The following is a 15,345-nucleotide window of genomic DNA, read 5'->3' as shown; positions in this document are numbered from 1 at the left end:
TTCTCCTGTCACAACACGATAAGGTCGGCTGCTCCGACGTTATATCCGCGCGCGGGCCGGTCCCTGTCGCGGCGCATGCTTACGCGAGCGTCGATTCGGTGCCGGCTTCGACCCAAGCGGGTCACAACCACAATGCTCTTACTTTTCTCTTAATGTTAGAGGGCGCCTCGCGGCAGACCAAATCACAAGGTACCGCCGATCGCATCCGGCGGGCGGCTAGGTGGCGGCTGTGTCCACCGCCCGGCTCCCGCCGGGGCCGTCTCACCCATGCTTGGGGTGTGGCGCGTTTTCGACAAGCCCGCGGGCCCAGTTCAACGCCCAGTCGGTCGCGGACGCCCCGTCCACGTTCCAGAACTGGGTCGTGGCGTACAGGGCGTGGACCGGCTGGCCCGCGCCGCCGGCGAGCGTGTTCAGCGTGTTCGGCAGGTTGGCGACGCTGAACGCCTCGTCGGGTGCGGCGCAGATGAGGTCGCCGGGGGCGCAGATCTCGTTGGTCTTGCCGTTGAGCGCGCCGAAGCCGCCCGGCCGCGCGCCGGTCATCGTCAGGCCCAGCCCCGACAACATCGGCACCTCCTGCAGGGTGATCTCGGCGCCTTGGCCCGGCGGGTTGGGCCCGACGTCGTTGCCCACCCCGGACTGGCGGCGGCCGTCGGCGATCAGCGTCACGCCGAGCACCAGGTCGTCGTCGACGGGTCCGCGGCCGTTGCCGATATCGCTGGCGAGGTCGCCGGCGATCACCGCCCCCTGGGAGAAGCCCACCAGTACGTAGCTGGTCAACGGGCACTTGCTGTTCATGTCGGTCATCGCCTGGACCGCCGCGCGGGTGCCTTCCGCCCGGCTCTCGTTGTAGGACATCTGCGTGTCACCGCTCAACGGGTTGTGGAACTGCGCCGTGTACGCGACGGTGTACGTCTGCACCCGAGAGGACGGGAACTGCTGGGAGATCGGACCAGTCACTTTGCGTAGCAACGCATTCGGAAACTGCGTCGGGTTGAGCGGATCGTCCTGCGGGGAGGACTCCCAGGTACCCGGAATGGCCATCAGCTGCACATCGGGGCAGGACGAATCCTGAGAAGCGGGCCGCGGCTTGTGCGGGTGGGTTGTCCCCGAGGAAGGAGGCAGCACGCCGGGCGGCACCGCGGTGGGTGACGATTGCCGGCTGCGCAACAGCACCACCACGGCCAGTATCACCAGCAGCACGACGCCGGCCACCGCCAGGGCGGCGATCCAGGCGAGGATTCGGTGGCGTCTACGCCGGGCGTTGGTGGGCATGTTCTCCTGCTAGCAGAGTCGGTGGGTTTCCGGTGCGATCGCGACGGGCCGCGGCATCGGGCACTTGGACCGCGCGCGTTGCATGTGACGCGGCGCTCCCGACCCCTGCTGCACCCCCTACACGGTACGTCAGGCCGCGCGGCGCCCCCGGGACCGTCGAACCTAGCGGATGGCTCCGACGATGTCGCCCGACATGGCCCCCAACTGCCCCGACCACGAGCCCCAGCCGTTGTCGCCGCCGCCCGGGAAGTCGAAGTGGCCGTTGTGGCCGCCGACGCTGCGGTACTGCTGATAGAACATGCGGCTATTGCCCATCGCCTCGCCCGCCTGGCCGATCATGGCGGCGGGATCGCTGGCGCCCGGGTTGGTCGGGCTGTAGACCCACACCCGGGTGTTGTTCTGCGCCAGCAGCGAGGCGTGCACGTAGGGGTCGTGCCACTTCCACCGGCCCAGCTGCGGGGCCCCCCACATCCCGTTGCCGTCCACGCCGCCGAACTGCTGCAGGCCGGCCAGGATCGCGCCGTTGGTGGTGGTGTTCGACGGGTACAGGAACCCGGACAGCGAGCCGGCGAAGCCGAACCGGTCGGGATGGAAGGCGGCCAGCGCCATCGCGGCGTAGCCGCCCTGGGAGGCGCCGACGGCGGCGTGGCCGCCGGGTGCCAGGCCCTTGTTGGCGGCCAGCCAGTTGGGCAGCTCGCTGGACAGGAAGGTGTCCCACTGCTTGCCGCCGTCCTGCTCCCAGTTGGTGTACATGCTGTAGGCGCCGCCGGCGGGCGCCACCACGGAGATCCCCTTGCCGGCCAGCGTGTTCATCGCGTTGCCCGCGGTGACCCAGTTGCTGACGTCCGGGGCGGCGTCGAAGGGATCCAACAGGTACACGGCGTGCGGACCGCCGGCCAGGAAGGCCACCGGGATGTCGCGGCCCATCGCCGCCGACGGCACCATCAGGCTTTCGTAACCCGCCGCCCTGGCTGTGCCGGTGGATGCCGCCGGCCCTAAAACGCCGACCAGCCCCGCCGACAGCGCGGCAACGCAAAACGCCCCCAGACCCCGCACGATCCTCATGTCCACCCTCCCTCGACTTCGGACCAGTCGCTGTGTGCACATTAACCAGCGCCGCATCTCGCCCGGACCGCGGGTAGTGAAATGGGCCACACCCGCGCGCCGCCGAGAAAACCAACGGCGGCGAACCCGAGGGGCTCGCCGCCGTCGATCGTTGCTAGGGGTTTAGGTGCCCTGGCTGGTGTCACCGCCGCCGGTGTTGGGGGTCGCACCCAACGTCGACTGCAGGTCGCCCTTCATCGCGTTGAGCTGTGCGCCCCAGTACGGCCAGTCGTGGGTGCCGTTGGCGTCGAAGTTGAAGACCGCGTTGTGGCCACCCGCGCCGTTGTACGCGTCCTGGAACTTCAGGTTGCTGGTCCGCACGAAGCCTTCGAGGAACTTGGCGGGCAGGTTGTCCCCACCCAGGTCCGACGGCTTGCCGTTGCCGCAGTAGATCCAGATGCGGGTGTTGTTGGCGACCAGCTTGCCGACCTGCAGCGACGGGTCATTGCGCTGCCACGCCGGGTCGCTCGACGGCCCCCACATGTCGTCCTTCTTGTAGCCACCGGCGTCGCCCATGGCCAGGCCGATCAGCGACGGCCCCATGCCCTGCGACGGGTCCAGCAGCGCCGACAGCGAGCCGGCGTAGACGAACTGGGCGGGGTGGTAGGCCGCCAGGATCAGCGCCGACGACCCGGCCATCGACAGGCCGACGGCGGCGCTGCCGGTCGGCTTGACCTGCTTGTTGCTCTGCAGGTACGCCGGCAGCTCGCTGGTCAGGAAGGTTTCCCACTTGTAGGTGGTGCAGCCGGCCTTGCCGCAGGCGGGCTTGTACCAGTCGGAGTAGAAGCTGGACTGCCCGCCGACCGGCATGACGACCGAAAGGCCGGACTGGTAGTACCACTCGAACGCCGGGGTGTTGATGTCCCAGCCGTTGTAGTCGTCCTGCGCGCGCATACCGTCGAGCAGGTACAGCGCCGGCGAGTTGGCGCCACCGCTTTGGAACTGAACCTTGATATCGCGGCCCATGCCGGCCGAGGGCACCTGCAGGTACTCCACCGGCAGACCGGGGCGCGAGAACGCACCAGCGGTCGCCGAGCCCCCCACGGCGCCGATCAGGCCCGATAGCAGGGCCACGCCAACGGCCCCCACCACGAGCCGCCGCGGCATGCGAGCCACGGCGCCGCGAAACCTGTCGACTAACGTCATCCTTGCTTCCTCATCCTTTCGGGTACTTCCGCGCCTCGGCGCATTCCCGGATTGGTCGGACTGCATGCGCATATCCGACCGCACGGCTCCTCCTCGGGCCGTCCCGGCCCACATCGTCGCCGCGCCGAGCGCAACAGTGCCCGTGTAGTCAACCACACCTTTGGTCATCCGCTCTCATCGAGCCGGTCAGGCAAACCGTCATTCGGCCGTCCTTCCCGATGATTTTCCGGCCCGACGACGGCGCGGAGAACAGCGTTTCCGCATGTGCCTGACCGTCGTCGCTCACTGGTGAGGGCGCAGATGTGAAGTTGCTGGCAATGACCCGAGACCGGCCTGCGGGTGGCGGGCCGCGGGTCCGGCGAAAAATATTTCCCGGCCGAGCGCCTCACTCGCGGGGAGGGGGCGGGGCGGGCTCCGGCACCGGAAGCCCGCACCTGGCAAGCTCGTAGAGCGGGACACGATCGATCCGGTACTTGGTGAATTCATAGGAGTGCAGGACGTTGGAGACGAAGCGATGCAACGTCATTGGGGCGCGCACCGAGCCCAGCACCGCCTGGGTCTCGGGACATTTCAGGGCGGCCACCGCCTGGGCGACCCAGTTCGCATCCAGGTAGCCCGGAATTCCCGGATACCCCTTCACCCACGGACCGTCGGCGATCACCCAGTCCGGGAAGAGGTTCTTGTCGTGCCCGATCCGGCCGTGCCTCAACCGCTCGGTGTGCTGGGCCAGCGGGTTTGCCAGGCCGATCTGGTCGATCACCCTGACGTCCAGCCCGACGTTCATCCCCACCATGCCGAGGTTGGTGAAAAACACTGTGTGTTGCGGCTTTTGGGGTGCCGTACCGTTCGGCTGGCCCGGCGGCGGCCGCATCATCGGCACCAGGTCCCACTGAATGTAGTTGCCGGACGGCAGCAACAACGCCCCGTCCGGCGTGTTGTCGAGCGCCGTCAAGACGGCGGCCATCCTCGGGTAATCCAGGTAGTCGGCGGCGGTCAGCGGATGCGCGTGCCCGGTGGCCTGCGCGTAGAAGCGGCGCTCGTCGACGATTCCGGAGTAGGTGACGTGGGTGGCGTCGTCGCCCATGCCGGGTGAGTTTGCTGCCCACAGCGACCAGCCCGCGACGCCGAACCACAGCAGGCCGGCGGCGCCGGCCACCCAATATCCCGTCTCCCGCGAATAGTCCACGCCGTCGGGCATCGCCACCGGGATGACGGCCACCGGGGCCAGCAAACAAAAGAGCGGCGCCAGCAACACCCGCGCGTGCATGAAATCGCCGCCCTGCCGAATCCAGTAGAGCCCCTGCACGAGCCCGCTCACCAGGACGAATGCCACGACCGCCGGCGGGCTCTGCACCGCCCGGGCGAGCCGGCCGTAGTCGGGCGCCAGCACGGGCCGAAGGAACGACGGGCGGCGACGGGCCGCCCCCACGAGCACCCCCAGCGGCACCAGCAGCACCACCGGTATCCAGACCGCGTAGGGCGCGTTGAAGTTGGCGAGATAGATCATCCCCTGCGACCACTTGTCGCCGGCCGCGTCCTTGGCCAGCGCGGTCCCCGGCACCAGCAGGCCGTAGTAGCCCATCCGGAAGATCTCGTAGGCGACCGGCAGGAATCCGCCGGCCACCACCACCAGCGCGCGGCGCCGCCAGGTGCGGGCCGCGACCAGCATCATGATCAGCGCCAGCCCGCCCATCAGCGCCAGGTCGGGCCGGACCAGCACGCTGAACCCGGCGACGAAGGCGAGCGCGCCGGTGAACGTCCGGCGGTCCGGACGCCCCCGCACCGGCTGCGACCAGCACACCATCATCCACCACAGCAATCCCAGGTAGGCCAGCGTCAGCCCGCTCTCCAGGCCGGAGGTGGCGAAGTCGCGCGCCGGCGGCAACGCGACGTAGACCAGCGCCCCGGCGGGCAGCATGATCGCCCTGCGTCCCCGCAGGCTGGGCGCGTACAGCCGGCCGGCGCCCAGCATCAGCAGCGCCACGCCCAGCACCGAGAGCACCAGGGCCAGCGCCAGCGCCACGTACTCCATGCGCATCGGCCCGCCGACCCAGCTGCCCACGTACATCAGGTAGGTCCACGCCGTCGAGGTGTTCGCCTCCACCCGCTCGCCCTCGTTGAAGACCGGCCCGTTGCCGGCCAGCAGGTTGCGGACCGTGCGCAGCACGATCAGCCCGTCGTCGGCGATCCAGCGTCGCTGCCATGCCCCCCAGGCGAAGAGCACCGCGACCACCGCCACGCTGATCCACAGGCTGACCCGGACCACAGTGGCGTACGGGAACAGCGGCCAGCCCGCCCGCCTGACCACCGGCCGTCGGCGCAGCGCAGTGCCATTCAGCGCCCACAGGCCTTTGAGGTGGGGGCTAACCGAAGGCAACGGCGGCCCCAACTGTCACCATCCACGCCAGCGCCAGCAGCTGGAACACCCGGTCGCGCAGCACGATGTCTTCGGGCTCCCCCGCCAGCCCGCCGTCCACGTCGACCGCGTAGCGCAGGATCGCGATCGTGAACGGGACCATGGACACCACGAACCAGCTCGCCTCGCCGTGTTCCTTGTCGAAGGCCCACAGCCCGTAGCAGACCACCAGCGCCGTGGCCGACAACGTCCACACGAATCGCAGGTAGGTGCTGGTGTAGCTCTCCAGGGCCTTGCGGATCTTGGCGCCGGTGCGCTCGGCCAGCTGCAGCTCGGCATAGCGTTTGCCGGCCGCCATGAACAGCGACCCGAACGCCATCATCAGCAAAAACCATTGCGTCAGATGGATATTGGTCGCCGCACCCCCGGCGATGGCCCGGATCAGGAACCCCGACGACACGATGCAAATGTCCATCACCGCTTGGTGTTTGAGGCCGAAGCAGTAGGCCAGCTGGATGGCGATGTAGACGGCCATCACCAGCGCCAAATTGGGCGTGAGCCACCAGCCGATGGCCAGCGAGGCGACCCCCAACAACGCCGCCAGCGTGTAGGCCAGCCATTCGGGCACCACGCCCGCCGCGATCGGGCGGAACCTCTTGGTGGGGTGCGCGCGGTCGGCCTCGACATCGCGCGCGTCGTTGATCAAATACACCGACGAGGCCGCCAGGCAGAACACCACGAACGCCACCGACACCTTGATCAGCACGTCGGCGTAGTTGTAGTGGACCGGGCCGCCCAACGCGGCCACGGGTGCGAGCAGCACCAGGACGTTCTTCACCCATTGGCGCGGGCGCATCGCCTTGACCACGCCGACGATCAGGTTCCCCGGGGGCCCGGTCACCACGTCTTCGCTCATTTCGGCCATGCCCCTACCTCGACTTCCCATCGAGCCAGAGTGCAAGGCGGGCGACCCCGGCGCCGAGCGCCACGCCGAAGGCGACGTCGCTAGGATAGTGAACCCCCAGCACCAGCCGCGACAGCGCCATCGGGGGGACCAGCACCGCGGCGGCCGTTCCCCCGGGCAGCCCGGCGGCCCGGCCCATCAGGATGGCCGCGGCCGTGGTGGAGGTGGCATGCGCGGAGGGGAAGCTCAGCTGGCTGGGTGTGCCGACATTGACCGCGACGGCCGGGTGATGCGGCCGTTGGCGCCGCACCAGCCGCTTGACCAGCACCGCCGCGGCGTGCGCGGCGAACGCCCCGGCACCGGCCGCCAGCCAGTCGCGGCGACGCCTCGGCATGACCACCGCGCCGAGCGCCGCCACGGCCAGCCAGCCGATGCTGTGCTCCCCGAAGTGGGACAGCGCCCGCGCCGCGGTCAGCGCGCGGGGGCGGTCGGCCAGCGCGGCCTGAACGGCCACCAGCGCGGCCACCTCGCCGCGCGGGGCCTCCGACGTGGTGGCTTCAGGCATGCTCGGGCTTTTGGCGAGGCTCGTTGCGGGCGGCCGGCAACAACGCCGTCTCCCACTTCTGCTTGCTGGACAACACGGGCAGCGCGTCCCGGTACACCCTGCGCATCTCGTCGAACCGGCTCAGCAGCTGACGCTGCCGGCGCAGCGACTTGAGCAGCAGCGAGAACATCTTGCGCCGGTCGCGCTGCCGGTAGACCACGCCGCACCCGTCGGCCGTCGTCACCGTGACCCCGTCGACCGTGCACAGCCGGAACCAGCGCGCGTCCTGGGTCGGCACGTTGTACTCCGGGCGCAGGTGGGCCTCCGGGTCGGCCTTGGTCAGGTTGTGCGAGATCCCGCGGATCAACCGGTAACCGACGGACAGCGGGTTCACCGGTGGCTTCATCGCCCTGGTCATGTGCCGCGGCGCCGGCAGTTCGCTGGCCGCCGGGAGCACGACGGCGTCCGGGTAGTCCTTGCGCATGCGGTGCACTTCGGGCAGCGCGGTTTCCAGGATCGAGAAGATGTGTTCGGGGCCGGCCAGGAAATCGTCGATCGCCCTGTTCTGGATCGCGACCGTCGAATACTCAAGGCAGGCAAGGTGTTTCAGCGTCGCCTTCAGGTGGCTGCGGACCAGGCCGGTGACGTCACCGTCCCAGTGCATCGCCGCGACCACCAGCCGGTTGCGCAGGTGGAAGTAGGCCTGCCAGTCGATGGCGTCGTCCTTGTCGCTCCAGGCCATGTGCCAGATCGCCGCGCCGGGCAGCGTCACCGTCGGGTAGCCGCGCTCGGCGGCCCGCAGGCCGTAGTCGGCGTCGTCCCACTTGATGAACAGCGGCAGCGGCTGGCCCAGCTCCTCGGCGACCTGCCGCGGGATCATGCACGTCCACCAGCCGTTGTAGTCGACGTCGATGCGGCGGTGCAGCAGCTTGCTCTTGTCTTCGGTGTCGCTCAGCGGGTACTCGGCGAAATTGTGGTCGTACTCGGCGTGCGGCGCCGCGGTCCACATGAAGTTCGACCGGTCCACCACCTCGCCCATGATGTGCAGGTGCGACGGCTCCTGGAGGTTGAGCATCTGCCCGCCCACCAGCATCGGGCTCTTGGCGAAGCGGTGCATGGCCAACACCCGCAGGATCGAGTCCGGCTCGATGCGGATGTCGTCGTCCATGAACAGGATCTGTTGGCAGTCGGTGTTTTTCAGGGCCTCGTACATCACCCGGCTGTAGCCGCCGGAGCCGCCGAGGTTGGGCTGGTCGTGGATGGACAGCCGATTGCCCAGCCGGGCCGCGGCGGCGGGGAAGTTGGGATGGTCACGCACCTTGCGGACGCCTTGGTCGGGCACGATCACCGCCCCGATCACCTCGTCCACCAACGGATCCGCGGTGAGTTCGGCCAACGCGTTGGCGCAGTCCGCGGGGCGGTTGAACGTCGGGATGCCGACGGCGACGTTGGCCGTGCCCGGGGCGGGCTCGGTCGCATACCAGCCGCCGCTGCGCAGCGTGACCGCGGTGTCGGTGGTGATGTCGAACCAGATCCAGCCGCCGTCCTCGAACGGCTGCAGCCCCACCTCGATCTCGACGACGGCGGGCTCGTCGTCGGTGCCGGCGAACTGACAGCCCTGGACGAAGATGCGCGCGCCCGTGGCCTTGGTGCGGTAGACGTCGACGCGCCCGGTCCCGGTCACCTCCACCCGCAGCACCACCGACGTGCATATCGTCCAGCGTCGCCAGTAGCTGGCCGGGAACGCGTTGAAGTAGGTGGCGAACGACACCTCGGACTCCGCGCCGATCTGCAGCGAGGTGCGCGTCGTCGCATGGGCGCGCCGGGCGTTGGTGGTCGACTCCTCGAGGTAGAGCTTGCGCACGTCGAGGGGTTCGCCCGGACGGGGCAGGATGATTCGGGACAGGAGGCTGACGGCGATCATTTAGCGCCACTCCTCCTCATCGCTTCGCTCTGCATCGTCGCCGGCGCGCATGCGGGCGCGCCTTCCTCTTCGGCTAGTGGGGCGCCGTCGCGCAGATGCGGCGCGAGGGTGTTGTCGTACATGTTGAGCGCGCTGGCAATGGCCATGTGCATATCCAGATACTGGTAGGTGCCCAGCCGGCCGCCGAAAAGCACCTTCGACGACGCGGTCTCGGACTTCGCCCTCGCTCGATAGGCGGCCAACAGGGCGCGGTCGGCCTCGGTGTTGATCGGATAGTAGGGCTCGTCGTCGTCCTCGGCGAACCGGGAGTACTCCCGCATGATCACCGTCTTGTCGGCCGGGTAGTCGCGCTCGGTGTGAAAGTGGCGGAACTCGTGGATGCGGGTGTAGGGGACGTCGAGATCGTTGTAGTTCATCACCGGCGTGCCCTGAAAATCCCCGGTGGGCAGCACTTCCACCTCGAAGTCCAGGGTGCGCCAGCCGAGCCGGCCCTCGGCGTAGTCGAAGTAGCGGTCCAGCGGCCCGGTGTATACGACGGGGGCCTCGGGGCTGTCCGCGCGCAGGTGATCGCGGACGTCGAACCAGTCGGTGTTCAGCCTGACCTCGATGCGGTCGTCGGCGGCCATCTTCTTCAGCCACGCCGTGTAACCGTCGACCGGCAGGCCCTCGTAGGTGTCGCTGAAGTAGCGGTTGTCGAAGGTGTAGCGCACCGGCAGCCTGTTGATGACGGCGGCCGGAAGCTCAGCGGGGTCGGTCTGCCACTGCTTGGCGGTGTAGCCCTTGACGAACGCCTCGTAGAGCGGCCGGCCGATCAGGGAGATGGCCTTCTCCTCCAGGTTCTGCGCGTCCGCGGTGTCGATCTCGGCGGCTTGCGCCGCGATGAGCCGCCGAGCTTCGTCGGGGGTGAAGTATTTGCCGAAGAACTGCGACACCAAACCCAGCCCCATCGGGAACTGGTAGGCCTGCCCGTTGTGCATCGCGAACACCCGGTGGCGGTAGTCGGTGAACTCGGTGAACCGCCGCACGTAGTCCCAGACCCTCTTATTGGAAGTGTGGAACAGGTGGGCGCCGTACTTGTGCACCTCGATGCCGGTCTGCGGCTCGGCCTCGGAATAGGCGTTGCCACCGAGGTGCGGGCGCCGTTCGACGACGAGCACGCGTTTCCCGAGTTGGGTAGCCACGCGCTCGGCAATGGTCAGGCCGAAGAATCCGGAGCCGACGACGAGGAGGTCGAAACGAGCGGTCATCGGTTGCCTAGGGTATCCGACCGCGCGGGCCTAACCCATTTGGCGACGCCGCGGAACCGGCGTTCGGCCAGGTAACAAAGCCTTTGAGGCGGCCCGGACGCGCGGTCACGGTCCCAGTCGCAATTACCTCACGATTCAATATCAGCACTCTAGTCACAGCAATCCCACTCGTACCATCGACTCTGTGTGCTTCACGCCGGATACGACGGGCAGGGCACGCCGACACAACCGCAGTTCCGAATTAGTTGTCCAGATCTGAGGAGACTTCCGTGCCGAACCGACGCCGACGCAAGCTTTCGACAGCCATGAGCGCGGTCGCCGCCCTGGCAGTGGCGAGTCCTTGCGCATACTTCCTTGTTTACGAATCGACCACCGGCAGCAAGCCGCCCGAGCATCACGAGTTCAAGCGGGCGGCGGTCATGAGCGACCTGCCCGGCGAGCTGATAGGCGCGTTGTCCCAGGGACTGTCGCAGTTCGGGATCAACCTGCCGCCAGTGCCCGCTTTGAGCGGGACTGGTACCGGCACTTCGGGTTTGACCAGCCCGGGTTTGACCAGCCCGGGCTTGACCAGCCCAGGTTTGACCAGTCCGGGCTTGACCAGCCCAAGCTTGGCCAGCCCAGGCTTGACCAGCCCCGGCCTCACCCCGGGCCTGACGACCGGTCTCACCAGCCCCAGCCTCTCCAACCCGGGGCTGCCGCCTACGACACCCGGGGTCGGCGCGCCCGGCGCGATGCCGACGACTCCGGGCGCGGGACTCAACCCCGGGCTGACCAGCCCGGCTGGAGTCGCGCCCGGCCTGGGCGGTCCCAGCGAAGTGCCGATCAGCGCACCGACCGGATTGGACCCGGGCGCCGACGGCACCTACCCGATCCTCGGTGACCCGTCGACGCTGGGCGGTTCGCCGGCCGGCTCGGGCAGCGGTGGCGGCTCCGGCGGGCTCGTCAACGACTTGATGCAGGCCGCCAACCAGCTGGGCGCCAACCAAGCGATCGACCTGATCAAGGGCTTGGTGATGCCCGCCATCGCGCAGAGTGCTCAGCAGAACGCCGCGGGTGGACCGGCCGCGGCCGCGCTGCCGGGTGCCGCCGCTGCCCTGCCGGGTGTCGCCGGTGCCCTGCCGGCCGCCGCAGGTGCCGCGCCAGCCGCGGCCGGTGCCCTGCCACTGCCTCACTAGTGGTCTTGCCCGTTAGTTCGTCGGGGTTGTTGCCAGAGGTCGCCGGCACCGAGTCTGCGTGGGTGGCATCGAGACTGCGCTCAGATCGCGTTTAAGCGCTCAGCGTCGCTCCCACCGCAGTCTCGGCGCCTCAGCGAACAGACCGCGACGAACTTACGAGCGAGACCACTAGAGCGAGAGAAACCTGTCACCTGACGGCACCGCAGAGCCTGGCACGGGCCCGGGACACCAGCAACCCGCCCAGCAACTTCATCTCTGCGGTGCCGTCAAACAGGCCTTCGAGGACTTCCGCGCGCACCTTTCGTGTCGTCACACAAATAACATTAGAAACACAAGTAACATCGGCTGGTGTCGTCCCGCAGGCGTGCGCCCACGACGTTGCTCACCGCCATCGCGGCGACCGTCGTCATCGTCTCGTGGGTCGGCCACGCGACACGCGACCGCGGCGCGCCCGACCCGCCGCCGACCCGCGACGCCACCCAACTCGCCGAGCAGCCTCTGATCGGGCTCGGCGGCGGCGTCACGGTCCGCGAACTCACTCAGGACACACCGTTTTCGTTGGTGGCGCTCACCGGCGACCTCGCCGGCACGTCCACCCGGGTGCGCGCGAAGCGCACCGACGGGTCGTGGGGACCGTGGTATCAGACCGAGTATGAAACCGCCGCGCCCGACAGCGGCCGGGCGGGCACCGAGGGATCGGCCCGGGCGGCCGGCTCGCTCGAGGGGCCCCGCAGCACGGATCCGGTGTTCGTGGGCACCACCAGGACCGTTCAGATCGCGGTTACCCGCCCGATCGATGCGGCGGTGACACAGCCTCCCGCCCCACCGGGCGACCGGGCGAACAACGACTTGGGGTACCGGCCGGCATCCAAGGAACAGCCCTACGCGCAGAACATCTCCGCGATCCTGATCTCCCCGCCGCAAGCGCCGGCCAGGACGCACTGGACGCCGCCGGCCGGGGTCATGATGCCCGGCCAGCCGCCCAGCATCATCAGCCGAGCGGAGTGGGGCGCCGACGAGTCGCTGCGATGCGGTACTCCCCAGTACGACAACGGGATTCGCGCGGCGGTCATCCACCACACCGCGGGCAGCAACGATTACTCCCCGCTCGAATCGGCCGGGATCGTCAAGGCGATCTACACCTACCACAGCAAAACCCTGGGTTGGTGCGACATCGCCTACAACGCGCTGGTCGACAAATACGGCCAGGTATTCGAGGGCAGCGCCGGGGGGCTCACCAAGGCCGTCGAGGCCTTTCATACCGGCGGATTCAACCGCAACACCTGGGGTGTGGCGATGATCGGCAACTTCGACGACGTGCCGCCGACGCCGCTCCAGCTGCGAGCCGTGGGCCGGCTGCTCGGCTGGCGGCTGGGCATGGATGGCGTCGACCCCAAGGGCACGGTGGCATTGGAGTCCGCCGGCAGCCACTACACCACCTTTCCGGCCGGCGCCATCGCGAACCTGCCCACCATCTTCACCCACCGCGACGTCGGAAACACCGACTGCCCGGGCAATGCGGCTTACGCCCTGATGGACGAAATCCGCGACATCGCCTCGCATTTCAACGATCCGCCCGAGGAGTTGATCAAGGCGCTGCAGGGCGGCGCCATCTACGACCACTGGCTGGCGATCGGCGGCGTGAACAGCGTCCTGGGCTCACCCACCTCGCCGGAAGACAGCGCGGAAGGTGATGCCCGCTATGCCACTTTCGTCAAGGGCGCGATGTACTGGTCGCCCGAGACGGGCCCGCAGCCGATCACCGGCGCGATTTACGACGCCTGGGCCTCGCTCAGCTACGAGCGGGGTCCACTGGGGCTGCCGACCAGCGCGGAAATACAAGAGCCGCTGCAGATTACGCAGAACTTTCAGCACGGAGTGCTGAACTACGAACGGCTCACCGGAAACGTCACCGAGGTCGTCGACGGCATCACGACGCCGCTGTCGACGCAATCCCCGAGCGGCCCAACGGTGCCCCCCGAGCACTTCTCGCTACCGTCTCACCCGGCCGCCACCTAGACGGTTTTGCGGGCTGAACGTCCCGTTTCGGACCTGATGCGGGTTTGCCCACAGTACGCTCGACGTGCCGGACAATCACGGGCTTGCACCGATCGAGTCGAGGGGAGACGGCCGTGTCATTCGTGGTCACAACGCCGGAGTTGGTCACGGCCGCCGCCGCGAACCTGGCAGGTATCGGGTCGGCCCTCGGCGAGGCGACCGCGGCGGCCGCGGGTCCCACGACCGGCGTCGCGGCCGCGGCCGCCGATGAGGTGTCCGTCGCGATCTCCCGGCTGTTCGGCGCGTACGGCCAGGAATTTCACGCCGTCACCGCCCAGGCGGCGGCGTTTCACGACGAGTTCGTGACCCTGTTGAACGGCGGGGCGGCGGCGTATGTCAGCACCGAAATCGCCAACGCCGAGCAGGGCCTGCTGAACGCGCCGGCCCACACGGTCCTGAGCGGGGTTGCCGCCGCCGCCGCCGTCCCGGGCGGCGCGTACCAGCAGCTCTTTGCCAACACGGCCGCCAACCTGCAAGCCCTCTACGGCGCCTGGGCCGGCGACCCGTTGCCGTTCCTGCGCCAGTTCATCGTCAACCAGCAGGGCTATTGGCGGCAGGTCGCCACGGCGCTCGCGAGCGCCATCCAAAACCTCCCCGCCAACGTGGCGAACCTGCCCACGGCCATCCGGGCCGGCGTCCAGGAGCTTCTGGCCTTCAACGCGGCGTATTACGTGCAGCAGTTCATCGCCACACAGATCGGCTTCGCCCAGGCATTCGCCTCGTCGCTGAACAACGCGGTCACCAGCCTCGTGGCCGGGCTGCCCGCTTTCCACGCGGGGCTCCAGATGGCCTTTCACGCGGTCATGGCGGGCGATTACAACGGCGCGGTCAACGATGTGGCGCAGGCCTTCGCGAATCTCTTGGTCACCGGGCTCGACACCAGCAACGTGACGGGTGGTCTGGTGGGTACCACGGCAGTGGTCACGACGATCCCCAAATTGCTTGGCCCGCTGGGTGATCTGTTCAACATCATGAATATCCCCGGGCAAGAGGCGCAGTACCTCACCAACCTGATGCCCCCGTCCATCCTCAGGCAGGTGTCGCAGAATTTCACCAACGTTCTCAACACGCTGACGCTGCCGAACATCGTTGCGACAGTTATGGTTCCGTTGCTGGCCCCGCAGACCGGATCGCTCAGCGCCTTCTTCGGGTTGCCGCTGGTGCTCACCTACGCCGCCGCGGGCGCGCCGATCGCGACCCTCAACGGTCTCGCGACCAGCGCGACGGCGATTCAGCAGGCCCTGTTGGCCGGCAACGGCGTGGCGGCGCTCGGGGCGCTCGCCGACGCTCCAGCCGTCATGGCGAACGGCTTCCTCAACAGCAATGTCCTCGTGGATATGACGATGCCGGTGCCGGTGAATCTTCCATATCCTTTCCCGAGCTTTACCGCCCAGATCATCCTGCACCTGCCTTTCGACGGGATTCTCGTTCCGCCCCACCCGATTACGGCTACGCTGGACCTGAGTTCGCTTGGGGTGCAGTCTTTCCCCGTGACGGTCTTCGGCACGCCGTTCATGGGACTCGCACCCTTGCTGATCAACTTCCTGCCTCAGCAGCTCGCCGACGCCATCACGCCCCCGGGGTAGCGGGCTCGCGTCGCAGGCCTAAACACCAG

General features: G+C 68.4%; 12 protein-coding genes. 3 read left to right on the top strand and 9 right to left on the bottom strand.

Annotated elements, in window-relative coordinates; all coding sequences use genetic code 11:
• Positions 1–261: 261 nt before the first annotated feature.
• The 8 genes from culp6 to glf all read right to left on the bottom strand — a co-directional run bounded on the left by culp6 (position 262) and on the right by glf (position 10,497).
• A complete protein-coding gene (gene culp6 / locus G6N25_RS10850) occupies positions 262–1,272 on the bottom strand; it encodes a carboxylesterase Culp6 (RefSeq protein WP_083075940.1) in 1,011 nt (336 codons plus the stop codon).
• A gap of 162 nt (positions 1,273–1,434) precedes the next feature.
• The gene (locus G6N25_RS10845) at positions 1,435–2,337 is read right to left on the bottom strand and encodes an esterase family protein (protein WP_083075939.1); all 903 of its coding nucleotides are present in this window, start codon (positions 2,335–2,337) and stop codon (positions 1,435–1,437) included.
• 162 nt (positions 2,338–2,499) lie between these two features.
• Positions 2,500–3,522 (bottom strand): diacylglycerol acyltransferase/mycolyltransferase Ag85A, encoded by a 1,023-nt coding sequence (gene ag85A, locus G6N25_RS10840; RefSeq protein WP_083075938.1) that lies wholly within the window; start codon positions 3,520–3,522, stop codon positions 2,500–2,502.
• A 385-nt stretch (positions 3,523–3,907) separates the two neighbouring features.
• Complete coding sequence (gene aftB, locus G6N25_RS10835; RefSeq protein ID WP_269473866.1) at positions 3,908–5,899, bottom strand: terminal beta-(1->2)-arabinofuranosyltransferase; 1,992 nt, start codon at positions 5,897–5,899, stop codon at positions 3,908–3,910.
• Entirely contained in the window at positions 5,886–6,794 is a 909-nt protein-coding gene (locus G6N25_RS10830; RefSeq protein ID WP_083075952.1) for a decaprenyl-phosphate phosphoribosyltransferase, read from the bottom strand. Before G6N25_RS10830 ends, aftB begins: the two co-directional genes overlap by 14 nt.
• A gap of 13 nt (positions 6,795–6,807) precedes the next feature.
• The gene (locus G6N25_RS10825) at positions 6,808–7,347 is read right to left on the bottom strand and encodes a phosphatase PAP2 family protein (RefSeq protein ID WP_083075935.1); all 540 of its coding nucleotides are present in this window, start codon (positions 7,345–7,347) and stop codon (positions 6,808–6,810) included.
• Entirely contained in the window at positions 7,340–9,250 is a 1,911-nt protein-coding gene (locus tag G6N25_RS10820; RefSeq protein ID WP_083075934.1) for a glycosyltransferase, read from the bottom strand. The genes G6N25_RS10825 and G6N25_RS10820 overlap by 8 nt, the downstream gene beginning before the upstream one ends.
• Positions 9,247–10,497, bottom strand: coding sequence for a UDP-galactopyranose mutase (gene glf / locus G6N25_RS10815; RefSeq protein WP_083075932.1), 1,251 nt, complete (start codon positions 10,495–10,497; stop codon positions 9,247–9,249). Before glf ends, G6N25_RS10820 begins: the two co-directional genes overlap by 4 nt.
• Positions 10,498–10,766: 269 nt before the next feature.
• Here glf and G6N25_RS10810 point away from each other — a divergent pair, with 269 nt between their 5' ends.
• Positions 10,767–11,672 carry a PirG gene (locus G6N25_RS10810; protein WP_179961663.1) on the top strand — a complete coding sequence of 302 codons (906 nt, stop codon included), beginning with the start codon at positions 10,767–10,769 and terminating at the stop codon, positions 11,670–11,672.
• 187 nt (positions 11,673–11,859) lie between these two features.
• Here the strand turns inward: G6N25_RS10810 and G6N25_RS24175 are convergent, their stop codons facing one another.
• The gene (locus G6N25_RS24175) at positions 11,860–11,985 is read right to left on the bottom strand and encodes a hypothetical protein (RefSeq protein WP_264055965.1); all 126 of its coding nucleotides are present in this window, start codon (positions 11,983–11,985) and stop codon (positions 11,860–11,862) included.
• A gap of 35 nt (positions 11,986–12,020) precedes the next feature.
• Between G6N25_RS24175 and G6N25_RS10805 the strand changes: the two genes are divergently transcribed.
• Together G6N25_RS10805 and G6N25_RS10800 are read left to right on the top strand one after the other, a co-directional pair.
• The gene (locus G6N25_RS10805; protein WP_179961662.1) at positions 12,021–13,691 is read left to right on the top strand and encodes an LGFP repeat-containing protein; all 1,671 of its coding nucleotides are present in this window, start codon (positions 12,021–12,023) and stop codon (positions 13,689–13,691) included.
• A 113-nt stretch (positions 13,692–13,804) separates the two neighbouring features.
• Positions 13,805–15,316 carry a PE family protein gene (locus tag G6N25_RS10800; RefSeq protein ID WP_083075928.1) on the top strand — a complete coding sequence of 504 codons (1,512 nt, stop codon included), beginning with the start codon at positions 13,805–13,807 and terminating at the stop codon, positions 15,314–15,316.
• Positions 15,317–15,345 lie beyond the last annotated feature (29 nt).

The sequence above is a fragment of the Mycobacterium heidelbergense genome (assembly GCF_010730745.1).
Classification (GTDB): domain Bacteria; phylum Actinomycetota; class Actinomycetes; order Mycobacteriales; family Mycobacteriaceae; genus Mycobacterium; species Mycobacterium heidelbergense.
Note: the sequence above shows the minus strand (reverse complement) of the source record. Positions and strands in the feature narration are given on the sequence as shown.